The 25,516-nt window shown below is 40.0% G+C and carries 30 protein-coding genes; 18 read left to right on the top strand and 12 right to left on the bottom strand.

Features of this window, described 5'->3' with window-relative positions; all coding sequences use genetic code 11:
- Positions 1-14: 14 nt before the first annotated feature.
- The 3 genes from OCI93_RS02860 to OCI93_RS02870 all read right to left on the bottom strand — a co-directional run bounded on the left by OCI93_RS02860 (position 15) and on the right by OCI93_RS02870 (position 1,930).
- Complete coding sequence (locus tag OCI93_RS02860) at positions 15-701, bottom strand: LrgB family protein (RefSeq protein ID WP_261625738.1); 687 nt, start codon at positions 699-701, stop codon at positions 15-17.
- Positions 694-1,050 carry a CidA/LrgA family protein gene (locus OCI93_RS02865; protein ID WP_261625739.1) on the bottom strand — a complete coding sequence of 119 codons (357 nt, stop codon included), beginning with the start codon at positions 1,048-1,050 and terminating at the stop codon, positions 694-696. The genes OCI93_RS02860 and OCI93_RS02865 overlap by 8 nt, the downstream gene beginning before the upstream one ends.
- 88 nt (positions 1,051-1,138) lie before the next feature.
- Entirely contained in the window at positions 1,139-1,930 is a 792-nt protein-coding gene (locus tag OCI93_RS02870) for a crotonase/enoyl-CoA hydratase family protein (RefSeq protein WP_261593284.1), read from the bottom strand.
- A 165-nt stretch (positions 1,931-2,095) separates the two neighbouring features.
- Between OCI93_RS02870 and OCI93_RS02875 the strand changes: the two genes are divergently transcribed.
- From OCI93_RS02875 to OCI93_RS02885, 3 genes are all read left to right on the top strand, one after another.
- Positions 2,096-2,419, top strand: coding sequence for a YciU family protein (locus OCI93_RS02875; protein WP_261593285.1), 324 nt, complete (start codon positions 2,096-2,098; stop codon positions 2,417-2,419).
- Positions 2,420-2,482: 63 nt separating this feature from the next.
- A complete protein-coding gene (locus OCI93_RS02880; protein ID WP_261625861.1) occupies positions 2,483-3,271 on the top strand; it encodes a DUF481 domain-containing protein in 789 nt (262 codons plus the stop codon).
- A gap of 11 nt (positions 3,272-3,282) precedes the next feature.
- Complete coding sequence (locus OCI93_RS02885; RefSeq protein ID WP_261625740.1) at positions 3,283-3,723, top strand: hypothetical protein; 441 nt, start codon at positions 3,283-3,285, stop codon at positions 3,721-3,723.
- Positions 3,724-3,744: 21 nt separating this feature from the next.
- On the opposite strand, the gene OCI93_RS02890 is transcribed toward OCI93_RS02885, so the two are convergent.
- Both OCI93_RS02890 and ygfZ read right to left on the bottom strand, forming a co-directional pair.
- Positions 3,745-4,230: an FKBP-type peptidyl-prolyl cis-trans isomerase gene (locus OCI93_RS02890; protein WP_261625741.1), complete on the bottom strand. Its 486-nt coding sequence runs from the start codon at positions 4,228-4,230 to the stop codon at positions 3,745-3,747.
- 12 nt (positions 4,231-4,242) lie between these two features.
- Positions 4,243-5,157 carry a CAF17-like 4Fe-4S cluster assembly/insertion protein YgfZ gene (gene ygfZ, locus OCI93_RS02895; protein ID WP_261593290.1) on the bottom strand — a complete coding sequence of 305 codons (915 nt, stop codon included), beginning with the start codon at positions 5,155-5,157 and terminating at the stop codon, positions 4,243-4,245.
- A gap of 191 nt (positions 5,158-5,348) precedes the next feature.
- Here ygfZ and OCI93_RS02900 point away from each other — a divergent pair, with 191 nt between their 5' ends.
- Complete coding sequence (locus OCI93_RS02900; RefSeq protein ID WP_261593291.1) at positions 5,349-5,600, top strand: FAD assembly factor SdhE; 252 nt, start codon at positions 5,349-5,351, stop codon at positions 5,598-5,600.
- Positions 5,601-5,676: 76 nt separating this feature from the next.
- Positions 5,677-6,012: a hypothetical protein gene (locus OCI93_RS02905; protein ID WP_261625742.1), complete on the top strand. Its 336-nt coding sequence runs from the start codon at positions 5,677-5,679 to the stop codon at positions 6,010-6,012.
- Here OCI93_RS02905 and nadB read toward each other — a convergent pair.
- Positions 5,993-7,588, bottom strand: coding sequence for an L-aspartate oxidase (nadB, locus tag OCI93_RS02910; RefSeq protein WP_261593294.1), 1,596 nt, complete (start codon positions 7,586-7,588; stop codon positions 5,993-5,995). The genes OCI93_RS02905 and nadB overlap by 20 nt on opposite strands.
- Positions 7,589-7,853: 265 nt before the next feature.
- On the opposite strand from nadB, the gene rpoE reads away from it, so the two are divergent.
- From rpoE to OCI93_RS02970, 12 genes are all read left to right on the top strand, one after another.
- Complete coding sequence (gene rpoE / locus OCI93_RS02915; RefSeq protein WP_261593295.1) at positions 7,854-8,435, top strand: RNA polymerase sigma factor RpoE; 582 nt, start codon at positions 7,854-7,856, stop codon at positions 8,433-8,435.
- 1 nt (position 8,436) lies between these two features.
- Positions 8,437-9,051 (top strand): sigma-E factor negative regulatory protein, encoded by a 615-nt coding sequence (locus tag OCI93_RS02920; protein WP_261593296.1) that lies wholly within the window; start codon positions 8,437-8,439, stop codon positions 9,049-9,051.
- A gap of 4 nt (positions 9,052-9,055) precedes the next feature.
- The gene (locus tag OCI93_RS02925; RefSeq protein WP_261593297.1) at positions 9,056-10,006 is read left to right on the top strand and encodes a MucB/RseB C-terminal domain-containing protein; all 951 of its coding nucleotides are present in this window, start codon (positions 9,056-9,058) and stop codon (positions 10,004-10,006) included.
- A complete protein-coding gene (locus tag OCI93_RS02930; protein ID WP_261593298.1) occupies positions 10,003-10,452 on the top strand; it encodes a SoxR reducing system RseC family protein in 450 nt (149 codons plus the stop codon). Before OCI93_RS02925 ends, OCI93_RS02930 begins: the two co-directional genes overlap by 4 nt.
- Before the next feature lie 67 nt (positions 10,453-10,519).
- A complete protein-coding gene (gene lepA, locus OCI93_RS02935) occupies positions 10,520-12,307 on the top strand; it encodes a translation elongation factor 4 (RefSeq protein WP_261593300.1) in 1,788 nt (595 codons plus the stop codon).
- Between the two features lie 13 nt (positions 12,308-12,320).
- On the top strand, positions 12,321-13,259 hold the full coding sequence (gene lepB, locus OCI93_RS02940) for a signal peptidase I (RefSeq protein ID WP_261625743.1): 939 nt from the start codon (positions 12,321-12,323) through the stop codon (positions 13,257-13,259).
- Between the two features lie 2 nt (positions 13,260-13,261).
- Positions 13,262-13,939 carry a ribonuclease III gene (gene rnc, locus OCI93_RS02945; protein ID WP_261593302.1) on the top strand — a complete coding sequence of 226 codons (678 nt, stop codon included), beginning with the start codon at positions 13,262-13,264 and terminating at the stop codon, positions 13,937-13,939.
- Complete coding sequence (gene era / locus OCI93_RS02950; protein ID WP_261593303.1) at positions 13,929-14,828, top strand: GTPase Era; 900 nt, start codon at positions 13,929-13,931, stop codon at positions 14,826-14,828. The genes rnc and era overlap by 11 nt, the downstream gene beginning before the upstream one ends.
- Entirely contained in the window at positions 14,829-15,518 is a 690-nt protein-coding gene (recO, locus tag OCI93_RS02955; RefSeq protein ID WP_261593304.1) for a DNA repair protein RecO, read from the top strand.
- A 4-nt stretch (positions 15,519-15,522) separates the two neighbouring features.
- Positions 15,523-16,257, top strand: coding sequence for a pyridoxine 5'-phosphate synthase (gene pdxJ / locus OCI93_RS02960; RefSeq protein WP_261625744.1), 735 nt, complete (start codon positions 15,523-15,525; stop codon positions 16,255-16,257).
- A gap of 84 nt (positions 16,258-16,341) precedes the next feature.
- A complete protein-coding gene (locus tag OCI93_RS02965; RefSeq protein WP_261625745.1) occupies positions 16,342-17,187 on the top strand; it encodes a kinase in 846 nt (281 codons plus the stop codon).
- 40 nt (positions 17,188-17,227) lie between these two features.
- Positions 17,228-17,764, top strand: coding sequence for a GNAT family N-acetyltransferase (locus OCI93_RS02970; RefSeq protein ID WP_261625746.1), 537 nt, complete (start codon positions 17,228-17,230; stop codon positions 17,762-17,764).
- A gap of 178 nt (positions 17,765-17,942) precedes the next feature.
- Here OCI93_RS02970 and OCI93_RS02975 read toward each other — a convergent pair whose 3' ends face one another.
- Entirely contained in the window at positions 17,943-19,454 is a 1,512-nt protein-coding gene (locus OCI93_RS02975; RefSeq protein WP_261593311.1) for an amidohydrolase family protein, read from the bottom strand.
- A gap of 281 nt (positions 19,455-19,735) precedes the next feature.
- On the opposite strand from OCI93_RS02975, the gene OCI93_RS02980 reads away from it, so the two are divergent.
- Entirely contained in the window at positions 19,736-21,223 is a 1,488-nt protein-coding gene (locus OCI93_RS02980; protein WP_261625747.1) for a winged helix-turn-helix domain-containing protein, read from the top strand.
- A gap of 20 nt (positions 21,224-21,243) precedes the next feature.
- On the opposite strand, the gene OCI93_RS02985 is transcribed toward OCI93_RS02980, so the two are convergent.
- The 5 genes from OCI93_RS02985 to OCI93_RS03005 all read right to left on the bottom strand — a co-directional run bounded on the left by OCI93_RS02985 (position 21,244) and on the right by OCI93_RS03005 (position 25,502).
- Entirely contained in the window at positions 21,244-21,408 is a 165-nt protein-coding gene (locus OCI93_RS02985; RefSeq protein ID WP_261593313.1) for a hypothetical protein, read from the bottom strand.
- Between the two features lie 243 nt (positions 21,409-21,651).
- A complete protein-coding gene (locus OCI93_RS02990; protein ID WP_261593314.1) occupies positions 21,652-22,353 on the bottom strand; it encodes an aspartate/glutamate racemase family protein in 702 nt (233 codons plus the stop codon).
- Positions 22,350-23,243, bottom strand: coding sequence for an EamA family transporter (locus tag OCI93_RS02995; RefSeq protein ID WP_261625748.1), 894 nt, complete (start codon positions 23,241-23,243; stop codon positions 22,350-22,352). Before OCI93_RS02995 ends, OCI93_RS02990 begins: the two co-directional genes overlap by 4 nt.
- The gene (locus OCI93_RS03000; protein ID WP_261625749.1) at positions 23,240-24,712 is read right to left on the bottom strand and encodes an aminotransferase class V-fold PLP-dependent enzyme; all 1,473 of its coding nucleotides are present in this window, start codon (positions 24,710-24,712) and stop codon (positions 23,240-23,242) included. Before OCI93_RS03000 ends, OCI93_RS02995 begins: the two co-directional genes overlap by 4 nt.
- On the bottom strand, positions 24,702-25,502 hold the full coding sequence (locus tag OCI93_RS03005; protein ID WP_261625750.1) for a hypothetical protein: 801 nt from the start codon (positions 25,500-25,502) through the stop codon (positions 24,702-24,704). Before OCI93_RS03005 ends, OCI93_RS03000 begins: the two co-directional genes overlap by 11 nt.
- Between the last annotated feature and the right edge of the window lie 14 nt (positions 25,503-25,516).

The raw sequence follows: 25,516 nt of genomic DNA on the forward strand, positions 1-25,516 counted from the left end.
AATATTGTCCTTGTTTATAATACGGATAGCCAAGTGTAAAATGGCGGGACCCAAACAGCGGTGGTCACTGCACTTATGGTCATGGCTGCGGATGCATATGCACCTGCTGTTGGGTGGTATTCTATCGCACTTGCTGTGCCAATTGCATGGCAAGAAACACCGAGTGCAATCCCCATTACTTTTGGGTGCGTTATATTTAATAGTCTGAGCAGTGATATGCCAAATATACCACCAAACATCCCTACTAAGATTACCATAACAGCTGCAATGGCATTTATTCCACCCAACTCAGCACTGATTAAAATTGTAATTGGGGTAGTGACAGATAAAGCAGCCAGTGAGGCGCTTAATTGTTCGTGTACTGAGAATACCTCACAGAGTGTAAATGCAAGCAAAGTTGCACTGGTAACACCAATAAAGCTACATACGAGTATGTGTAAAAAGTAAAACTTAATATCATGAAATTGCAAATATAAAGGGTAGGCGAGTGCGACAACCGCAATTTCTAAAAAAAAGTGCAGTGGTTTTGCGGCTATAAAAAATGTTTGATAGTCAACATCGAGCACCAGTAGTAAAGTACTTATAAGCGCAATACATAATAGTAAAGGGTTTAACAATGGTGACAATTTGATGCGCGATAGACCTCGAAAGGCAAAAAATAAACAGCAGATTAAAATAACAACCAATAGTGAATTAATCATCTTTGAGCCCTTTTTGGGCAACGATAGCGACTAAACAGATACCAATTGTAGGCACTACAATTAAAATGCTCAGCAATAACGGCCATTGCAAAATAAGCAGTGGTGTGTGTTGCACTATTCCGACCCCTGCTGGGATAAAAAACAGGGCCATGTATTTTAAAATTGGCTCGCATGCAGGTGTTAGCCAGTTTGGCTGTATCATTTTACTACTAAGCAATATTAACATAAATATCATTGCGACAAGCGGTGCAGGAAGTGGAACTTGCCACCATAATGTCATCAATTTAGCGCTGTATAAACACGCTAATAATAGACTAAGCGCCACAAAAAACTTTAATATAGCAACCAATAGGCTTCTCCGTCTTTGTTGCCTAACTTGTATCCAATAATAATAAAAGCAGCTTTGAAATAGGTATTCTTTGTTGCCTAGGATTAATTTACCACTTTTTTCTGTCGCTATATGATTTGAGTTCGTCATGAGTTGCGTTGTACATGGCAACTTTGGTATTTTTATTCATCAGCAGTCTAAGTTGCGCAAATGTTTCTTTTGCTAAGGTTGCTCTAAGGTTTTGTCGGTAGGCAGTTTGGTTGACTCGTTTGATTGCTGAGAGGGTATCAGGAGAGCGTATTAGTAGTTGAGCTAAGAGTTGTTCGCAGCTTGCTTGTAAGTTGTCACTTACTTCTGTTAATAATCCTAATTCTAAAGCATTACTGCTGTTTATGCTGGTGCCTAAGGTTGCCAACCTGAGTGCCTTATCATAGCTAAGCAGATGTGGTAGTATCGCACCTGAGCCCATATCAGGACATAACCCCCATTTAGATTCCATAATGGCTAACTGTGCTTTGTGGGTTGCAATGCGAAAATCTGCGCCCAACGCAATATGCAAACCGCCACCAAAGCAGTTACCGTCAATAAGAGCGATAACCGGCACGGGCAAACTATGCCAAGCAAGACAAGCACGTTGTGCTAAGTTTGCGTTGCCTGGCAGCCATTTAAACAGCAGTTTAAAAATAGTTGATGGTTTTTTCATAACGGACTTTACGTCTAAACCCGAGCAAAAATTACCACCAGCCCCTTGAATGATCACAGCTCTTAGGTGGCGCTTTTTTTTCAGTTGTTTAACGGTTTTATCAATGGCAATGAACATCTCAAGTGTAAGCGCATTTTGCTTTTCTGGTCGGTTAAGTGTGATCCATGCCACATTGTCACGATAATCTAAAGAAAGCATTAAAAATCCTGTTTTGGTTGTTATAACTTTATTTTATTTAGAGTTTATAGACTAATGCTGATAATTTCAGCATAGAAATTAGCTTATTTAGCGAAACGCCATAGCCTTTGATTTTATGATTTTGCTATCATAGCAATTAATGCATTAATTGTGAGAGCATCAACTATGTCAGCCCGTCTATGTAGTGTTGAAGAAATAACCCATCAAGCGTATGAAATTTTTCAGCAACTTGCACCTGATAATTTATCAGCCAAAGATATAGAACAGTTTAATTTGCACCATCAAGACTATGGCTTTATTGAAGATAGTGAGCCTGATGATAGTTGGCAAGACCGTTTGGCGTTGGAGAGTGAGTCAGAGCATTTTGTACAAGTACTGGTCGGAATTGAGTATGAGGATGGCGATGAAGTACTGGCCAATATTTTGATAAGCCGTGATCTTGATGCTCCTTTTTGTCATGTATTGTGGAAGCAAAGTGAGACAGAGTAAGCCTAACATTAAAGTAGTAGTAAAATTGTGCAGCATTTAAAAGTAGTCGCTTGTGCATTAAGCATGCTGTTAGCAAAAAAATGCTATGCTAGCGACCCATTAGAAGATTTTTATAAATATGGGGAATTGTCCGATGCAGAAATCCATCAAAAGCATCAAGGCGATTTACTATATGGTGATGTTGAGTTTGGCTTAACGGCAAGTAACGGTAATAAAGAAAGTACGGCATTTAAGTTAAAAAGCAATGTTTATCAAGATTTTGCGAAATGGAGAAATCACTTTAAACTTGATGCTTTATACCGAGAAGAAAGTGATAATGATACGGGGCAAAATGAGGTATCAGCATCTCGCTACTTCGTGTCAGGCCAAGGTAACTATAAAGTAGGGCAAGATAATGCGTCTTTGTTTCTTTATGGTGATTATTTAAATGATAAATTTAGCGGTAAAGACTACACCACGACGGCGGCTCTTGGCTATGGTAATCGACTTTATGAAGGGTCAAAAAATACCGTTGATTTTGATATTGGCCCGGGTTTGTATCTGTCAAAAACGGATAAAGAGACTGAATTGGCACAGGGAAAGCCACGGCTAAAACAAGGCCAGCTTATGCGTATTGCGTTGCAATGGGAAAGAAATATCTCTAAACGCACACGCTTTAATCAGGATGTGAGCATGGAAGTTTCTTTATCTGGACTCAATGACCGGCTCATTAGTGAAACTGCACTTGTTAGCCAAGTATTAGGTGGGGTGTCGTTGAAGATGTCTTATGTCTACCGTTATAATTCACAACCTGAAGAAGATAAGCTAAAAGTAGATACGGAGCTTGGCGCGACACTAGTTTATAGCTTTTAATGAGGAAATATATGTACCGTCACACTCAATTTTCGTGGGCAATTATGGCGATTTTAGCTTGGATCGCGAGTTTTTTAATTTTAGCTACATGGCTGTTAGGCTATAACGTGATGGTACTGGTGTTCGCCATTATTATTGCGATATTGGCAAGCTTATTTTATGGACTTACCATTGAAGTTAACAAACAGAAACGAACCCTGAGTTGGTGGTTTGGACCTGGTGTGGTCAAAAAGACGTTGAGCTTTGACGATATAGAAGAGATAAAAGGCGTGACTAATTCTTTTCGTCATGGCATTGGTATGCGTATTACCAATGATGGCTGGGTTTATTCTGCATCAGGGTTTTCGGCAATTGAAGTGAGTTTACCTGATGGTATGAAATACCGCTTAGGCACTAATGACAAAGCGCAACTACTTGATGCATTAAGTGAGAAAATTGCAAGCGCTGATTAAGCGCTTGCGATAAGTCATTTTTTAGTGGTCATGTCCACAGCCGCCTTCACCATGAACGTGGCCATGTGCAATTTCTTCTTCTGTTGCATCACGCACTTCAAGTACTTCAACATCAAAATTAAGGGTAATACCAGATAATGGGTGGTTGGCATCAACAATCACTTCTTCATCCTGAATATCAAGGATCATGACCATTTGATCACCATCATCAGTTGTAGCACGAAATTGCATACCTACTTCAATTTCCATACCATCAAACATAGATGTAGGCACAGCTTGCATTAAGTCGTCGTGGCGCTCTCCGTACCCATTTTTAGGCTCAACTGTTACGCTGAGTTTGTCACCCGCCTGCTTATCCATTAGTGCATTTTCAAGGCCTGAAATCAAATATCCAGTACCGACGATAAACACCAGTGGCTCACCATCAAACGAATTATCGATAGTGTTGTTGTCATTATCTAAAACGCTGTAATGCATTCTTACCACTTTATTTGGTGCGATTTTCATAATATATCCCGCTTATTGGTCATCTAGAGAATAGGGTAGAGGTAAAATTGTCAATGCTACCTCAGGTGAGTTTTTTGCACGTAGGTGTGCTGTGCTATCAGTATCATTGGGCAATATGGTTAAGGCACTATAGGTACTGGTGGCTTCGTTATAAACTTGATGTACAACTTTGCCGGCACGACGCCAGTTATCCCCAAGTTGTAGTTCAAGATCCGTCTCATCAATTGAGCTTGGTGCTGTTCCTTGCACAATGTACATGGCACGTTTGTTTTTACCTAGGTAACGCATGCGTGCGACGGTTTCTTGACCGGTATAACAGCCCTTTTTAAAACTGATACCATCTAATGCTTGGAGATTAATCATTTGTGGCACAAATTCTTCAATATTCTTTTCATTGAGTTGCGGTTCTCCAGCTAAAATACTGGCCTCAATAAACGCACTGGGATCAGTAATAAGGTCAATATTATCGGGCAAAGTGTAGTCATCATTGATGATTAAGAGCAGCCTTGTGTTATCTAGCTTTAGTGCTTTGTTATTGCCAAAGTCACACGCAGTGTGTTCATTTTCAAAGCTTAAGCCTAGCGAATCACACACATTATTCAATTGCGTGCTTTGTATACCGATGATTTTAACGTCCTCGACCAGGTCTATTTCAACTTTTGCGAATACACCATATTTTTTAAGCTCTTTTGATGAAGCATTGATTTCTGCTTCAGATCCCAAGAGCATATAACTTTGCTGGTGTTTAAAAATACGAAATGCGCCCCAGAGCTTACCCTTTGGGCTACAGTGACCACCCCATAAAAAGTTTTGCTCAGTGATAAGGTTCATATCTTGGGTTAATTGGCCATGTAAATAACTCAATTGCTCGGAGCCTGTAACAGCAATTAGTTTATAAGGTAAATTAACAGCACATGCGAGTGACATAATATTAATCCTTAGTATGAGAATGAGCGTAATATTAACTTATATCGGCATGCGCATAAACGCCCATACCAAAAGAAATATAGCGATGGAGGCTAACCAGTCGGTTTTCAAGGGAACTCAGGTGTTTCATTTATCAAACTAAGATATAATCAAGTCGCTATACGTCAATAATTATAGATAAGGGTATGTAAATGGCAGAGCTGTATTCAAAGTCTCGCACAAAGTGGGCATGTCGACGTGGTATGTTGGAGCTAGACGTATTGCTAGGGCCATTTGTCGATGATGCATATGATGCGTTGAGTGAGTCAGATAAATTGGTTTTTCAGCGTTTACTTGCTGAAGAGGACCCAGACTTGTTTGCATGGTTTATGGGCCATAAGACGTGCTCTGATGCTGAGCTTAACACGATGGTAAAATTGATCCTTGACCGAGTACGCGTATAAGTTCACATTCCAAAACAATGTGTTAGATCACAAGCCTTTTGTGGTCCTATTCACGTGCACGATTTTTATATGTGTTGTGCTATTTCCTAGCGTTTACTTAGGCTTGTTTTCGGTTGTTCTAGGGTTTGTTGGTTTTAAGTTATGCTTGTGGCAATGCCGCCACAACACTCCCCAGCATGGTGTTATTTTAATAACCCAGTCAGATAACTACATAGAGCTACAAGGGTCGCACTTTATACAAGGAAGAGTGGCTGATGCAGAGCTTCTTTTAAATATATTGTGTTTACGTATAGCAGGACAAGCAGGTGCGAAAAGACGAGTATTTATTATTCGAGATGCGTTGTCGGCACAAGACTGGTCTCGCTTGTGCCGGTGTTGTTTAGGGCGCTTCCCTAAGGGGTCAAAACAGTAGGCTGTGGTGATTCGTTTTGTTCTGGGTAATCAATAGTGTAATGCAAACCACGGCTCTCTTTTCGTTCAAGCGCACTGCGAATGATAAGTTCGGCCACTTGTACTAAGTTTCTAAGCTCTAACAGGTTATTAGAGACTCTAAAATGGGCATAGTACTCATTGATCTCTTGCTGTAATAACTCAACACGGCGCAAGGCTCGCTCTAAACGCTTGGTTGAACGTACTATGCCAACGTAATCCCACATAAACAGCCTTAACTCGTGCCAGTTATGGGTGATCACAACTTCTTCATCTGAATCATTAACTTGACTTTCATCCCACTCTGTCAATTGAGGAGGTGTTGGACTAGTTTTTATTTTTGCTAAAATATCTTTGGCAGCAGCATGAGCAAAAACAATACACTCAAGCAATGAGTTGCTAGCCATGCGATTGGCACCGTGCAGTCCTGTATAAGCCACTTCACCAATGGCGTATAAATTATCAATGTCGGTTTTACCATTAAAGTTGGTGACAACACCACCACAGGTGTAATGTGCTGCTGGTACAACAGGGATGGCTTCTTTGGTAATGTCTAAACCAACACTGAGACACTTGGCATAAATAGTCGGAAAGTGCTCAATAATAAAGTCTTTGTCTTTATGAGATATATCAAGGTAAACACAATTAGCGCCTAGGCGTTTCATTTCATAGTCTATGGCTCGAGCAACGATATCACGAGGGGCAAGTTCTTCACGTTCGTCAAAATCAGGCATAAAACGAGAACCGTCAGGGCGCTTTAGCAAAGCCCCTTCACCGCGCATGGCCTCAGTGATTAAGAAATTCTGTAACTCTGGGTGATATAAGCTGGTAGGGTGAAATTGATTAAATTCCATATTGGCAACTTTACAACCAGCACGCCAAGCCATTGCTATACCATCACCACTTGATACATCTGGGTTAGAAGTGTAGAGGTAAACCTTACTAGCCCCCCCTGTGGCAAGTGCAACAAATTTAGCAGAAATAGTCTCAACACGTGCTTTCTCTCGATTGAACACATAAACACCATCAATACGTGTTTGTTTATTATTTTTATTACAGATAAGGTCAATTGCATTATGTTGTTCAAGCAAAGTGATATTGCAGTGGGCTTGAACTTGGCTTACAAGAGTTGTTTGCACTGCTTGGCCTGTTGCATCGGCAGCATGTAAAATTCGCCTATGGCTGTGCCCTCCTTCGCGAGTAAGGTGAAATCTTTCTTTACCCTTACTATCAAACTCCATATCAAATGGTACGCCTTGCTCAATTAGCCATTTTAAGCAATTTTTGGCATTGCTTGCTGTGTAGTGAACCGCATCTCTATCACACAGGCCTGCACCTGCTGCTAGTGTATCTTCAACGTGGGATTCAATGCTGTCATTTTTTTTATCAAATACCGCGGCAATGCCACCTTGTGCGTATAGCGTAGAACCTTCTTTAAGGGCACCTTTACTGATTACTGTAACGTGGCAATGATTGGCTAAAGACAACGCCAGACTTAAGCCGGCTGCGCCGCTTCCGATAACGACAACATCGGTGTGATGGTTTTTATTTGACTTCATGTGTTTGGATCTTCGCTTTTTATACACGCTACATACAGCTAGATGCAGCATTTTTTGCTATTATACACCTAATTAAGGTAAACCATATGTGCTTTGTATAGGCAAATTTGGCATCGATATGTACGTTTAAGCCATGCTTTTGATTATTATTTTAAAAAAAGTATAAAAAAACAGAACTTTTTACTCATAGCCTAGTCTGAGTAGCTGTAAATAATGGCAACGAAACATTAAGTTATAACTATAACAAAGAGGAGTACCGGCTCGAATGAGCGAGCAGGATTTGGATTTAGAACTGGTTAAGCGGGTACAGCAAGGAGATAAAAACGCCTTCAACCTTTTAGTTGCCAAGTATCAAAATAAGGTCGCCGGGCTGATTTCACGTTATGTGTCAAATCATGGTGACGTAGCAGATGTAGCCCAAGAGGCTTTTATCAAGGCGTATCGTGCATTGCCAAATTTTAGAGGCGAGAGTGCATTTTACACTTGGTTATACCGCATAGCGGTCAACTGCTCAAAAAATTATTTGGTGGCTCAAGGGAGAAAACCCCCAGCCAATGATGTAGATGCAGAAGAAGCTGAATTTTACGATGGCGCTGAGCAATTGCGCTCTAATGCATCTCCCGAAAATTTATTGCTAAGTGATGAGGTGCGCTCTGTAATATTTGCCACCATTGATGGTTTACCTGATGACTTAAAAACGGCAATTACCTTAAGAGAGATTGAAGGTATGAGCTACGACGAAATAGCGGTCGTAATGGATTGTCCAGTTGGTACCGTTCGTTCTCGTATATTTAGGGCACGAGAAGCAATAGATAATAATTTAAACCCACTAATAGGTGAGTCATAACATGACAAAAGAGAACCTTACAACATCACCGCAAGAGGCAGCATCACGTTTGCTTGATGGCGATTTGCAGCTAGAGCATTCTTCTGAAGGTCAAGTGGACACAGAAAAGTTTGCGCGCTATGCGCAAATTGGTGATGTAATGCGTGAAGCACAATCAGGTGGTATTAGTATTGATATCACGGCAAGTGTTGCAAGTGCATTAGAAAATGAGCCTTGTCATAGTATGGCCAATGAAGCGGCAACGCTTGATGAGCAACATGATAATGGCACAAAGGTGGTTAAACTTAGCGCTTGGCGTAAGCCTTTATCTCAGGTTGCAATAGCAGCAAGTGTGGCGTTGGTTGCGGTACTTGGTGTTAATACTATGCCCCAGCAAAATGGTCCTGCGATTGATGAAATGCCGGTATTGCAATCACGTCCGTTAGCGGGGGGCGTTGCACCCGTTAGTTTTTCATCGGAGCAACCTGCATTACAAAACGCTGAGCAAGGTCTGCGTGATTTACAACAACAACGCATAGGTGCTTTAGTATTAGAGCATCAACGTCAGTCTCGTGTGGCTTATGCATTGCAGCAAAAACAAAAAGCTGCAAATCAACAATCTGAGGAAAAGAAGTAGTTAAATGAGATTACTTGCCTGTATTTTAGGTTTATTTTTGGCAACCACTGTGCATGCCAATGACGTTGTTTCTGCAAAGCAATTGTTAAAAAATATGGCCACGGCGGTCCATACTAGAAATTTTGATGCCTCCTTTGTGGTCCTAAAAGGCAAAGGTATGGAACCCTATCGCTGGGTTCATGCCAAATATCAAGGTAAAGAGTTAGAGTTACTAAGTTTACTTAATGGAGCTGGCCTAGAAATTGTTCGAGTCGATGACTTAGTTACCTATTATGAACCACAGTCTGCACCATATTCAGTAAAAACAGATTCTATTGCAGGCCCAATTCCAGAAGTTTTATTTAAAGGTGTAGAAGCATTACTTGATCACTATGATTTTGTGTTGGGTGGAAAAGGTCGAATAGCTGGGCGTCCAGCTCAATTAGTTCGAGTGGAAGCAAAAGATGATACGAAGTACAACTATTGGCTTTGGATAGATACACAATCGTCACTGTTACTAAAAGCGGCATATGTCAATCAGCAAGGTGAACTGCTGGAGCAGTTACAATTAACACATATTAGTGTGACCCCAGAACCTGCTGAACAGATTTTAGAGCTCGCGCAGCGTGAGTTTCCAGCACCTCTACCAGCACTGAAGCTAAACAAAGATGAAACAGTGCAAAGTAACTGGCAGATAGGATGGCTACCTGAAGGTTTTAAGCTGTTAAAGTCAGATCGCCATAAGTTAGATTTAAATAACGAATTGGCTGACTATTATTTATTTTCAGATGGATTAGTAGACATCTCAGTATTTGTACAGCGACCATTGCCTGGGCAGCGCCCAAGCGGAGCATTATCTTCTGGGGCAACCACCGTATATGTACATAATTCTGGCGCCTATGATGTCTCTGTGGTGGGCAATATCCCCGCAGTTACAGCTAAAAATATCGCTGAGTCGGTTAAACGCCCGCTATGATTGAACAAACACTCACTGTGGTGTCAGTCTCTGGCACTACAGCTCATTTACAGGCGCAACAAAAAGTAGCCTGTGAGGGCTGTAATGGTAAATGTGGCTCGCAAGTTTTTAGTAAGCTATTTGGAACTCACAAGAAAACCTTTCCTATTACGATAGAAGAGTCACTCCAAGTTGGGCAAAAAGTGAAACTGAGTTTAGATGACTCTAAAATTGTTAATCATGCCTTCTACGTGTATATGTTTCCGCTTATTTTTGCGTTTATTTTTGTATTTATGAGCGCTTTGATATTAAATCTTGGAGAGCCTTGGCAGATATTTGCTGCGCTAATAGGGGGTTGCTTAGGTATTTTCGTTGCTAGAAAATGTGTTTATTCCCTAAAACATGATGTGAAAGTGGTAAAAATTTACCCAATTAGCATGGCGGTGACGCAAATAGATGGTGATTGAGTTAAATAAAAGGTAAAATCTGCACTTTAATCCATTTAGTGACTAATAGAAGTTTAGAATCCAGTATATGAAGCATATCCGTAACTTTTCTATCATCGCCCACATTGACCATGGCAAATCAACACTTTCTGACCGCCTAATTCAAGTATGCGGTGGCCTTACAGCCCGAGAAATGCAGCAGCAGGTTCTGGATTCGATGGACATCGAACGCGAGCGTGGTATCACCATTAAGGCACAAAGTGTAACTTTGAACTACACCGCCAAAGATGGTGAAACTTATATGCTGAACTTCATCGACACGCCGGGGCATGTTGATTTTACCTATGAAGTATCTCGCTCTTTAGCGGCTTGTGAAGGCGCACTGCTAGTTGTTGACGCAGGTCAAGGCGTTGAAGCACAAACCTTAGCTAACTGTTACACCGCAATTGAAATGGATTTAGAAGTTATTCCAATTTTGAATAAAATTGACTTGCCACAAGCTGATCCATTGCGTGTAGCGGAAGAAATTGAAGACATTGTAGGCATTGATGCTCTTGACGCTGTACAGTGTAGTGCAAAAACAGGTATTGGTATTGACGATGTACTTGAGAACATCGTACGAGATATACCACCACCAGAGGGCGACCCTGAAGCACCGTTACAAGCGCTTATTATTGACTCTTGGTTTGACCCATATCAAGGTGTTGTATCACTGGTACGCATCAAGCATGGTGAAATGCGCCAAGGGGATAAAATTAAAATCATGTCAACCGATCAAACCCATATTGCCGATAGAGTGGGTATTTTTACACCGAAACAAACGAATACCGGTGTTTTAAAAACGGGTGAAGTAGGCTTTATGATTGCGGGTATTAAAGATATCCATGGCGCACCTGTGGGTGACACTATCACACAAACTAAAAATGCAGCACCTGAGCGTTTACCTGGTTTCCAAAAAATCAAACCGCAAGTTTATGCTGGTATGTTCCCAATTTCATCAGATGATTATGAATCGTTCCGTGACGCGCTGAACAAGCTAAGTCTAAATGATGCTTCGTTGTTTTTTGAACCTGAAAATTCGACCGCGTTAGGTTTTGGCTTCCGCGTTGGGTTTTTAGGTATGTTACATATGGAGATCATTCAAGAGCGTTTAGAACGTGAATATGACATGGATTTGATCACCACGGCACCTACGGTAATTTATGAAATTGAAACTAAAGATGGTTTAATTCAAATTGATAATCCATCTGATTTACCGCCAGTGAACGACATTATAGAAATTCGCGAGCCAGTAGTAGAAGCCAATATTTTAGTGCCCCAAGAGTACTTAGGTAATGTTATTACCCTCTGTGTTGAAAAGCGTGGTATGCAAACAAAAATGGCTTATCATGGTAAGCAAGTTGCTGTGACGTATGAAATTCCTATGGCGGAAGTGGTGATGGACTTTTTCGATAAGTTGAAGTCAACCAGCCGTGGTTTTGCATCTTTGGATTATAATTTTAAGTATTTTCAAGCGTCAGATATGGTGCGCGTCGATATTTTAATTAATGGTGATAGAGTTGATGCGTTAGCAATTATCGCTCACCGTGAAGGTGCACAAAGTCGCGGGCGTCAGTTGGCCGATGCATTAAAAGAGCTTATCCCTCGTCAAATGTTTGACATTGCGATTCAGGCTGCAATTGGTGGTCATGTTATTGCCCGAACAACGATTAAGCAGTTACGCAAAAACGTTATTGCAAAGTGTTATGGTGGTGATGTAAGTCGTAAGAAGAAACTACTTCAGAAACAAAAAGAAGGCAAAAAACGTATGAAACAATTGGGTAATGTAGAAGTTCCCCAAGATGCGTTTCTTGCCATATTAAAAGTGGGTAAATAACAGGAATTTTTGAATGGCAGGCTATTTTTCTATATTTTTGGTGGTATTAACCATAGGCTCAGGCTTAATCTGGCTATTAGACCACTTGGTTTATGCACCCAAGCGCAACGAGCGTATTGCATTGGCACAAGGCTCTTCAGAGCTGCCATTGGATGAAGACGTTATTGCACAAATTGCACCTGAACCTGCCATTATTGAAGGCGCAAAGTCTATTTTTCCAATGATTGCAGCGATCACTATTTTTCGCTCATTTATTTTTGAACCGTTTCAAATTCCATCAGGCTCAATGATGCCTACATTACTAGATGGTGATTTTATCTTGGTTCAAAAGTATGCATATGGCATTAAAGACCCTGTTTGGCGCTCTCAATTGGTCGATGTTGGGGAGCCTCAGCGCGGTGATGTGACGGTATTTAAGTTTCCACTTGATGAGCGTATCGATTTTATAAAGCGCATTATCGGTTTACCAGGAGATCGTATCGTTTACCGCAATCGTCAACTATATATTAAGCCAAACTGCGCTGAAGGTGAGCAACAGCAAGGTACTTTAGTTTGTGGTGAGTATAATAAAATAAAGCTTGATATCGTCAATAACGACGAATACAAGCAAGGTTCAATGCCATTGGTACGTTTGACAGAAAGCTTGCCAGATGTGTCACATGATATACTGATTAACCCTCAGGCTGTTGAGCCTGTGGAGCGTTATCGTCCACAGCAACCGGGTACTAGAAAAGATGAGTGGATAGTACCAAAAGATAGCTATTTTGCTATGGGTGATAACCGAAATAATAGCCAAGACAGTCGTATGTGGGGATTTGTTCCTAAGGAAAACTTGGTAGGTAAAGCTGTCTTTATTTGGATGAGTTTTGATTTTGAAAATGGCCCAGATAGCCTACTTCCAGGCTGGGTTCCAACTGGTGTTCGTTTTGGACGCCTAGGTAATATTCAGTAACAATGAAAAGAAACGTAGCAGAACTATACAGTAAGATAGGATATCACTTTAACAATGAGGCATTGCTTGAGCAGGCTATGACGCACCGAAGTCATAAAGGCCAGCACAATGAGCGATTAGAGTTTCTTGGTGACTCAATTTTGAGCTTTGTTATCGCCAATGCCTTATATGAACAATTCCCAAAAGCACGTGAAGGTGATTTAAGCAGGATGCGTTCTACCTTAGTGAGAGGACAAACTTTAGCTGAGTTTGGCGTTGAGTTTAATTTAGGTGACTATTTAAGGCTTGGCCCTGGTGAGTTAAAAAGTGGTGGTTTTCGCCGTGAGTCGACACTGGCTGATGCCGTTGAGGCCATTATAGGGGCGGTCTTTTTAGACTCTGGTATTAATACTTGTAGTGACTTGATTTTAGCTTGGTATGCAACGCGCCTAGACGCAATTTCGCCTGGGCTTAATCAAAAAGATCCAAAAACACTATTACAAGAATATTTGCAAGCACGTAAATTGCCATTGCCAGGCTACACAGTGATCGATACTAAAGGGCAAGCGCATAACCAAACATTCACGGTTGAATGTATAGTGGAAGGGATGGAGAGCATAATTTCAGTAGGTAGCTCTCGTCGTAAAGCAGAACAGAAAGCTGCCGAAAAAGCATTGAAGATTTTAAAGAATGACGCTTAATACACACTGTGGCATGGTTGCCATTGTTGGTCGTCCCAATGTGGGAAAGTCAACGTTATTAAACAAAATTGTTGAGCAAAAAGTGAGTATTACCTCACGTAAGCCACAAACTACTCGCCATCGTATTATGGGCATACACACTGAAGATAATTACCAAGCAGTATATGTCGACACACCGGGTTTACACATTGAAGAAAAACGAGCAATTAACCGCTTAATGAACCGTGCAGCATCAAGCTCAATTGGTGACGTTGAACTGATTATTTTTGTTCTAGAGGGCACACTTTGGAACAATGATGATGAAATGGTATTGAATAAGGTCATGCAAAGTGGCCGGCCTGTGCTAGTGGTGATGAATAAGGTTGACCAAGTAAAAGTACAAGAAGATGTACTCAAACATATGCAATGGTTATCAGAGCAAGGCGATTTTGTAGGCATAATTCCGGTGTCTGCTAAACAAGAAAAGAATATTGATCTGGTTAAAAAAGAAGTGCGAGCCCGCTTGCCTGAATCTGAGTTTTATTTCCCAGAAGATTACGTAACCGATCGTTCAATGCGTTTTATTGCCGCAGAAATTGTGCGTGAAAAGCTTATGCGCTTTATGGGAGATGAGTTACCTTACTCTGTTACTGTTGAGATTGAGCAATTTAAATGGCAAGACAATGGTGTTTGGCAAATCAATGCGTTGATTTTGGTCGAACGTGAGTCTCAAAAACGTATGGTCATTGGTAATAAGGGCGAAAAACTCAAGGTTATTGGCCGTGAGGCACGTAAAGATTTAGAAAACATGTTAGAGAATAAAGTGTTTTTAGAGCTTTGGGTAAAAGTGAAGTCTGGCTGGGCTGATGATGAGCGTGCACTGCGCAGCTTAGGTTACGGAGAAGACTGATTGCATAACGACTTTCGGCAAGTATATTTACTGCATCGACGCGCACATAGCGACTCTCAGTTGATGCTCAATATGCTTGTTGAAGGTGTTGGCCACCTTAGCATGATAGCCCGTATTAAGGGCAAGCAATCGCTTAAACATAATGCAACTTTAAGACCCTTTACCCCCATCTTGGCCCAATACAGCGGGCGCTACGATTTAAAGTATCTAAATACCTTTGAACTGGCAAAAAATCCATTACTATTGCAGGGTAAGCAGTTGTACTGTGGTTTTTATTTAAATGAATTAACGTATCGCATTGTGCCACGCAATGAACCATTAGAGCAGGTGTTTGAATTATATCAAACGCATTTAAACTCATTGACTGAGCAAGCGGATGTAGAGCCTATATTACGCAGTTATGAGTTTCAATTACTCAGTGCGCTTGGTTTTGGCGTGGAGTTTGATATTGATGCTGATGGTGAACAAATCAGCGCAAATTTAAGCTATCAATACATACCAGAGCTTGGTTTTATGCCAACTGACACACCGCATTATGGTTTTTCAGGTGCTGTGTTGCTGGCTATGGCTGAACACGACTTTGCAAAACCCATCGTCCGCACACCCGCTAAGCATTTAAGCCGGTACTTATTAAAACCGTTGTTAGGAAACAAGGCTTTAAAGAGCCGAGAATTATTTATATCAAGGTAATGCTATGACAGATATTTTATTAGGTATTAACGTTGACCATATTGCGACGCTAAGGCAAGCGCGCGGTACTAGTTATCCAGATCCAGCTCATGCGGCTTGCGTAGCCGAGCATGCAGGTGCTGATGGTATAACCATTCATTTGCGAGAAGATCGTCGCCATATTCAAGATAGAGATGTATACGTAATGGCTAAAACCATTCAAACACGTATGAACCTTGAAATTGCAGTAACTGATGAAATGCTTACTATCGCGCAAGAAGTAAAGCCTGAATATGTGTGTTTAGTGCCAGAGAAACGTGAAGAGTTGACGACCGAAGGTGGTTTAGACGTTATTGGCAATCAAACTAAAATCACCGAGGCTGTTAAGCTACTTGCCAGCGCGGGTATTAAAGTGAGCTTGTTTATTGATGCAGACAAAGCGCAAATAGATGCAGCTAAAGCCACTGGCGCCCCCTATATTGAAATTCACACTGGCGCATACGCTGATGCACATAATGATAAAGAACAAGCACAAGAACTTGAGCGCATTCGTGAAGGTGTGCAATATGCCCATAGTATTGGCATTATTGTCAATGCGGGTCATGGCTTGCACTATCATAATGTGAAGCCGATAGCGCAAATGCCAGAAATTTACGAATTAAATATTGGCCATGCTATTATTGCTCGCGCCGCCATTGATGGTCTTGATAAAGCGGTCAGAGATATGAAGCGTTTAATGATAGAAGCAAGACAAATATAACTTCGTCGCAGAAAAGGTATCTTTAAAAGGTCGCTTATGTGACCTTTTTTGTTTAGATATTGACTACTTGATAAAGAGAGCAATATGGCACCTTGGCAAATTGATTTTATACAAGGAAAAAAATTATCTGCGCGATATATTCAGGATGCAGAACCTATTGCTTTGTGGTTATTTGAGCAGTTAGAGTCGTCTAAAATACCCTTTTGCTTTGGTATCAACGGCGCACAAGGCTCCGGTAAATCTACGCTTGCTGCGTATTTAGTGGCATATTTAAACGCTCATGGATACCGAGCTGATAACGTATCGTTAGACGATTTTTATTTATCTTCACAAGCGCGACAAACATGTGCTGATAAATATCACCCACTATTGTCAACTCGTGGCGTGCCAGGCACGCATGATGTAAGGCTTCTTAAGCAAGTATTAAACGAATTCAAACTGCAGTATGGTGTTACTTTGCCCCGCTTTAATAAAGTTACCGACAATCCCTATGACGAAACTAAATGGTTGCATCATAAAGTGGCTTTGGATGTACTGATAATTGAAGGTTGGTGTTTAGGGCTTAAACCAGAACCACGAATAAGATTGCAATATGCGGTAAATGACTGGGAACGGATAGTTGATTCAGATCGAGTATTTCGTGATCAAGTTAACCAATTTCTTAGTGACGAATATCAATCAGCCTTTACGTATTTAGATAAACTGATTTATCTTGATATCGAATGCTTTAAGCGAGTTTTTGCATGGCGTTGGCAACAAGAGAGGCAGCTTATAGCAAATAATGGTAAAGGTATGGATAAGCAGCAGGTTTATGATTTTATAAAGTATTTTCAAAGGTTAACAGAGTGGGGTTTTGAGTGTTTGCCACACCAATGTGATTTACATATAAAGGTAGATAAGCAGCACCGCTTTTATGTGAATGCTTTTTAGTATAGATATTATTTGAACTTTTGATTTGATAGGGAAAATTATGACGCCAATACTCAACATCAATCACATCCTTATACGCGCACTTCAAATCGATGATTTGGATGCATTTGCACAATATCGTAATTGTGAATCGATAGCTCGATATCAGAGTTGGGAAAATTACACATTAGAGGATGCGCAAAAGCTCTTACAAAGTACAGATTACAGTACATTTGGTAAAGCTGGAAATTGGTATCAGCTAGCGGTAACTGACTCTCAAAGTGAGCAATTATTAGGTGATTTGGCTGTACACTTTATTGATGACCAACAAGTAGAAATTGGCTTCACAATTTCCCCTGAACATCAGGGCTTAGGTATCGCGTTTCAAAGCGTGCGACAATTATTGAGTTATTTGTTTTTAGAGCGTAACACACACCGGGTTATTGCGATTACTGATGCTGATAACTTGGCTTCACGTCAACTACTCACTAAATTAGGCTTTAGAAAAGAAGCTCATTTTGTGAAAAATATTTTGTTTAAAGGAAAGTGGGGGGATGAATGCCTGTTCGCGATGTTACAAGACGAATATACGGGATAATACCAATTTTATTAAACATTGATTATTTTAGTGAGTTAAATGACACATTAGCTGTGTTAAAAATAACTTATGTACAATAACGACATGCCGAATTTTTTGCTTGGCTACTAAGTTATTTATCTGTCGCTGTATCTGGCCATATATTCAATGCAATTGGTATTAAACCTCATATAATTATTTACTTTGCATTGGGCTTGATTATCGCACCCCGTTTAACGACCATAATAGGATGTTTTAAGCTATCTAGATTTTTATATGGATTGTGCTCTAGCACTATAAAATCGGCTTGCTTGCCCGCAAGCAATGAGCCAAGCTTATCTTGTAGCTTAAATGCTTTGGCATTGCCATAAGTCATTGCAGTGATGATGTGTTGTTTACTAAGTCCAGCATTTTGCCATTGCGCCATCTCCCCAAATATAGAAACCGCATGCAAAGTACCCGGGTTGCCTGCATCTGTACCAAATGCGATGTTCAGCCCAGAGTTGGCCGCTAATTTAAGGTTCGACTTTTGAATATCTTCAAAACGGCTTGAAAACATCCCCCTAAGTTGGCCAATAATAGATTGCTCTCGCTGCGTTAATTTAGCAATATCTGCTGCTGGCATATCAACCATAGGCACATATTTTAAAAGTAATTGGAACATTTGGTCTGTTTTAGCCGCATTTTGAGTTAACTGCATAAAGCTATCAATAATTGCTTTATGTGCATGGGCTTGTTCAAAGTCAGTAAATGATAGCGAACCTTTAAATAAGTCAAAGTAATGGCTATATGCTGAAAGTGTAGGCATATAGGTTACGTCATGCAGCTTCATTAATGTGATAAGTTCATTGTCGATAGGGTCGGTGATCACACCATGGACTAAAATATTACCGCCTGCTTTAACTGCCATTTTTGCATTGCGTAGATCTTCAACATGAATAGCCACAACTTTATTGTGCTGATGGGCTAAAGCAATTGCAGGTTGATATAAATCATATAGTTGTTCGCTCGATAGCCCTGTTTCTTGAGACCATACAATTTTAATAATGTGGGTATTATATTGCAGCTGCTTTTTCACTAATTCAAGTGCGCTTTGTGTTGAATTCACCTGAGTGAAGGTATTACCATTAATACTTAACTGAGGAACTGTCATAGGAGAAAGTAAGGTACCTGCAGCGAAAATATTAGGAAAGACACCAGAGCTTGAAACCTGACGATAATGCTTCAGGTATTCTGAGGGACCACCTAAATCAAACACGGTTGTAATCCCTAGTTGTAAGTAACGTTTTAAGATGTTTGCTGTATTGTCTAATAACCACTGTTGGTCTTGCTGGTATGGGATTAGTTTAGTGGCATCTATAGTGTCAGGCCTGGTAAATGCACCACCAGATTGTGCTAAGTGAATGTGACCATCAATTAGTCCTGGTATGACCCATTTGCCCTTTAAATTAAATACCTTATAGCCATTAGGGATTGGATTAGAGCTAGGCTGAAGCTTAATTATGTTACCTTGTTCTACCAAGATAGTGGTATTGGAAAATGCCGCAGACACACCAGGGTTAACAACATTCGCGCCTACAAATGCAATTTTATTAGGCGAATTTTCATATTCTTCAATCTTAGCCGGACTATGTAAGTTTTGACATGCAGCTATAGTGCAAAACAACAGAGCAAAGCAAAGTATGATGTAGACGTATTTGATTAAGTGCATGATATATTCCTGATAATAAAGTTACGTTATGTTTGGGCTTGTTCATATCAATTGCCATATAACGGCGCTTAAATAACGCTATAATTTCTCTAAAAATAAATTAAAAGCTATAATTTCAATGTGTTGGAGTTTAAGCTTTAGTGTTGTGAAAATCGTTTTAATGATTCAGTTAATGAGGACTTCGTGTAGAATGCTTTGCGAAGGCTAATTGCTAAAATCTAATACAAAATGTTTGCTGCTTTGGGCAGGTAGTTAAGTCAGTTAAATTTGAGGAATGTATTGTGTCATCGTCATTTATTGTGTGCGAAATAAATAGAGTAACTGGCGAAGTAAAGCTCAATGGTGCCTCACATGTGCTCAGGCCAAAAACACATGAGTTACTTATGTTGTTGGCCCAAAACCCGCATCAAGTATTTTCAAAATCGCAAATTTTAACTCAAGTTTGGCAAGACAGCGTGATAGAAGAACAGGTTGTTTTTCAGTCAATTAATGAGATAAGAAAAGCATTAGGGCAAGCGGATGTTATTACAACTTACCCAAAGAGAGGGTATAAATGGAATGTTGAACGAACGCAGTTTATTGACCCTTTAAGTATTTCGGTTCAGAAGAATAAATATGCCCTTAAGTTAGTCGCCGTTTTATTCACCGTACTTTTAGCTATCACTATTGTATATGTTGCTTCAATGAGTAGCTCTAACAGCACGATTGAAACTGATGTAAAAGAGCATAAAGGTATATTAGTGCTGCCATTTCAAATTAATGATTCTTTGCAAGATATGCAATGGCTCAGGTTTGGTGCTATGGAGGGACTGATTAGCTTAATCTCACCGAATCAGCAGGCAACTGTTTTCCATCTTGAAGATGTAATTGATATTCTTAATCGAGTCGCAATCGGTGAGCGTAAGAACATTGATAAAATCTTTCAAAGGTCAGGGGCATCTCACATACTCGAAACCTCAATTGGTGGGCAACTGGGAGAGTTAAACATTGTTTATACACTCTACACTCGCCATAAACATATTACACAAGTATTACATGCTAAAGATATAAATAGCGCACTACCAAAGTTAGCTAAACTGTTTAATCATATGCAGAGCATGACAGCGGCGCCATTGAAACAAGTGAATTTACAATTGCAAAATGAGCTGCTCGCAAACGCAATGCGGTTTTTAGAATCAGGAGACTCAGATTCTGCTCTTTCTTTTATAGAAAGCGCATTACTTAATCAACCAAATAACATCTTAGCACTGTATTTTTCAGCAAGAATAAATATGGAGTTAGGCAATGCTAATGAGGCGATGTTATCGGTGGATAAAGCATTGCTTGAGTTATCAGAAAATCACCTAGATGGCTATAAGCATAGATTACAGTACTTAAAAGCTGCAGCATTGCTTAGTTTAGGGAACATACAAGAGGCTGAAAATAATTTAATACAAGCCCAAGTGCTTGCTAAAGACAGCTTTGACTGGCTTTACTATGGGTATACACACTCGATACTAGGATTGATCAGGCAGCATCAGCTACGTTTTGGACAAGCAAATCAGCATTTTAATTTGGCATTACAATATCAGCAAATATTAAAATGCCCTATGGGTATAGCACAAGGATATTTAGATTTAGCTGGACTGTTGTTTACTCAACAAAAACGACAACTAGGGCAAGAGTATTTATATGCTGCAAGCAAGCTCATTGAAGAAAAACAACTGACTAAAGTATTACCATTGTTAAAGCAGGTAGAAAAACAGTCTCAAGATGTCAGCTTACGTTAGCCTTTTAATTTATATGTAAGTTAACTTTTCTTTTTATTAGGGAATACCTTTAACCAAAATGCGGCTTCAAAGGTAAAACCTAACATAACAAAAATGAATAACCCCGTGGTACTACTGTAAGTGTACGATGCTATAGCAGCGACAATGAGTGCAAAGAGTACTAAAAATCGATATACAGTTTTCATATTTATTCCTAATGATGTTAAATACACGAATGTTTGTAACCATATAACATATCAGGGTTCGTTGCTATCAACAAAATTGATAGGCAGTAGCTAACACACTATGGGCTTCCTTTACTTTGGCGTAATGTAACCGCTTGTGTTTTCAAGCATGAAAAGTCATTCACAAATAGTTATAGGGCCTACATTGAGGCCCATTTATTTTAGTCTGATCTTTCATCAACAATATTTGAAGTGCTGATAGGCTTAACAATGGTGAAATGCTTTTTCTGCAAGTGCTTGCGCCAGCATATCAGAAGCATCAACAAACTCTTTGTGGTATTTATCCAGTGGTAATAAAGGTAAATCTGTACATGCTAAAATCAATTTATCTGACTGTAGCTGTGCAACGATTTCATCAAATTGAGCAACCGTATCTGGGTGCTCGCCACCAAGGCGTTTTATATCACTGACTAGTGAGTCCATTGCCGCTGGTTTCGGGGTTTCTAACGGATACTTTTTAGCACTGGGAGCGTAGGGAGAATATTGACCAAATTCAATCACTTTACTAATTGATAGTAAAGCGACATTGCCATGTTTCTTAATGTAATTTTCGACTACGTCAACAATAGAGATGAATTCAATATTTAGTTTGAGCTGGTTAATTTTATCAGAAAAATAATGTAGTACATTACAGGCAATACACACATAATCTACTTGACTGTTTAAGCGTTGCAGTACCTCTTGTAATCTTTGCCATAAGATAGCCTCGTTGCTTTTTATATCCATCGCTAATCCAAGTTGCGGAATTGAATATACGACAACTTCGGGCGCGCTTAAGTCACCTTGGTAATGTTCTTTATATAAAGACTTATTGTGCTTTAAAACCTTCTGCCAGAGGTCAATACCGGCATCGGGGCCTGCACCAGTAATGATGCCGATTCGCCCAGGTGTGGTAATTTGATTCATTGTTGACTCCTTAGCATGCGTTTTCTTCGCAAGGTCCAGTTATTAATTCTGTTATGGAATGACACCACGAGCAGCCCAGTAAAAATGATTACACACGCGGTAGCTGAAGTGTTGGTAACTTGCTCGTTTAATAAAATATAAGAGGTGATAATGCCAAATACTGGAACGAGTAGGTTGAATGGTACAACCATATTTGCAGGGTAGCGCTTTAGTAGCCAACCCCACAGTGCAAATGCTAATACAGTACCTAGGAGTGATGTGTAGTAAATCGAAAAGCCGCCCATTAAACTCATATTTTTAAAAGCGTGCCATTGCCCAGTCTCAAGCATTAAAGACAAGCCTAATAAAGGGATAGGTGGAACTAAACAACCCCAGATCAGCAAAGCGAGCATATCTACATTACCTGCTCGTTTCATAATTATGCTGCTGGCACCATAAAAAAATGCAGCGCCGAGCACAAGTAAAAACGCACTAATAGAGGTAAAGCTTTCTTTATCTGTTGCGATTAAAGCTATTCCAGATAAGCCAATGAGCACTCCAAATATTTGTATTTTATTAGGAAACTCTTGTAGAACAAAAGCAGACAATATCAATGCAAATAATACTGCTGTTTGCAGCACCAAAGAGGTTAACCCAGAAGGCATGCCCCATTTCATCCCAACATACATAAGGCTGAACATAAGCACATAGTTCATGCCAAATAGTAGCAAAAATAATGGACTGACTTTAGGGCGTTTAATAAAAAAGACCAAAGGAATACTCGCGGTTAAAAAGCGCAGCGCAGCATTAAAAATAGGCGGAAATCCTTGCATACCAATTTCTATTACCGCAAAAGCGGAGCCCCAAATTAATGTTACAAATATTGCAACTAGTATATGTGGGAACTTCATACCATCGCCTCATGCTGAGTGGGTAGTACAACACCCACTTCAGTTAAATAGTCATTAAAGTAACTGCTTAAGGTTTGATTGATATTAAAATAGCTCTGAGTATCTTGCTTGAACGTTTTGTGTACAAAGTGGTTGTCTTTAGTACGTTTATATTGAGCCATATAATACGCTTTTTGTTTTATGATAGTGCTTAGGGCTTCGCTAAGTGTATCTATATCACCCTTGTTGGAATATAAGCCAATACTTGCTCTTACCATTCCTTGATAAAGCGGGAGTTGATCTTCATCTTCAATGTCCCATAACTCGTCAACGAGGCATTCTCGCACAAATGGGTGGGCGCAAAAGCAATCATTTCGAACTGCTATGGCAAAGTAATCATTTAGTATTAGTGCTAACAGTTCATGAGGTAAGCCTCTAATATTAAAGCTTACTGCACCAATTCGCTGCGTTTTAACAGAATCAGCATACACTTTTATGTCATCCAACTGTTTTAAAGTATTGATTAAATACTGAGTGAGCATGCATTCTTTTTGATAAATGACTGGCATGCCTATTTGCCTTAAAAACTCTAATGTTGTCGCCAACATAAAGATTCCAGGAATATTTAAGGTGCCTGCGTGCTCTTTATCAAATACCTGTTCAGAGAGGGTGAAATCGAATTTTGAAACTTGTGCAACCATACCTCCCCCATAAAACTCAGGTTTTAATTGACTCAGCAACTGGGTTTTTCCTATCAAGACTCCAGGAGAGCCTGGGGCATACGTTTTATGGCCAGAAAACACAAAAAAGTCGATACTTCTTTGAGGGTTTTCTTGAGCAAGTTCAATGGGGGCATGTGCTGCTAGCTGAGCGCCATCGACTACAATATACGCACCATACTTATGAGCGATTTCGGCAATATCATAGATTGGACTGATGTGCCCTGAGACATTACTTGCTGCAGTCACCGCAATATAGTTCAATTGCTGTTGATGCTGCTGGCATAGTAACTCTATTTTTTTTAAATCAATGCCTTGAAACTCTCCATCGCTGTCATAAATGTTGATGTGAATTACTTTATTACCATGAGCTCGATGTGGTAAGTCGTTAGAGTGGTGCTCCATTAAAGATACTAATACCGTTTTTTTGTCGCGACGTAATTCGCTCAGGCCTTTAGCAAGGCGATTCAAAGGCGATGTAGCACCATTACCATGGAAAATGGCACTGTAACCTTGTTCTGCACCGAAAAATGATAAAATACTTTGGTGAGCCCAAGTTACTACGCCGGAGCTAACTTTTGCACTCAGATGAACTGATGAGTGCGTATTAGAATAATATTTTAAGAACGCTTGAGTTGCTTGCTGTGCTGGCAACAATGCTAAAGTTGAAGCGGCTGAGTCTAAATATGTTCGAGGGAGGTTTTTACCCTGTGCATTAGCACACATAAAATCGGTACCTATAAAGGCTTTTTTAAAACAATTAAACGACATCAGCTTCTTCCTTGTGCTTTATTTCGGTAAAATTTTCCTCAAAATAGCTATCATCATCACAAAACAAATTAATGAACGGTTGTGGTAACTCATAAACTTGTTTGGCCACAAATATGCCAAGACGGATTCGTTCTATATAGATATCGTTGAATATATTCACAAATAGTAAGTCTGGATTACTTTGTGCGATACGATAAAATAGCGTTGCTAAAATTAGATTGCACTTGGGGTTACTGCCTTCTTTCATGACCAGTGGTAACCCTTCAGGACCTGTGATTGCATATACGCTTTTACCTACTTCAATACTGCAACTATCAAGGTCGATACAACGTACTAAGTCAGGGTCTTCACTCGTTAATTTTTGAAAGCCCTCGGGGTTTTGTTTAATCTTTTGGCGCAATAGTGTGGAAGCCTTATTTCGTGATGCGCTCTCAAAAATCACCTCCACTGTAGTGACTGGAATTTGAGCGTGCTGCAAAATACTGACATAGTTTTGTGGCAGGGCAAATTGTTGTTTTAGCTGTTCTCGCTGCTCAGAACTAATACCAATATCATTGACCCATAAGATCAGACGAGCAGTAATCGATTGTTTAACAAGAGCACGGTATACTGCGATACCTAAAGCAAATGAAAAATGTTCAGCTTCGCCTTCATGAGATAGTTCCGACAATTGGGGGGCAACACAATAGTGACCTGCAAGTATGGCAACCTCTTTATTCGGTTTTGCTGTTTTGGTCTGAATGATCTTTGCAACTAAAGATGATGGTGCTTGAGGCAAATGGCTTTGCATAACATATCACTCCA

Origin of the sequence: Pseudoalteromonas holothuriae (assembly GCF_945859825.1) — a bacterium.
Classification (GTDB): Bacteria; Pseudomonadota; Gammaproteobacteria; order Enterobacterales; family Alteromonadaceae; genus Pseudoalteromonas; species Pseudoalteromonas holothuriae.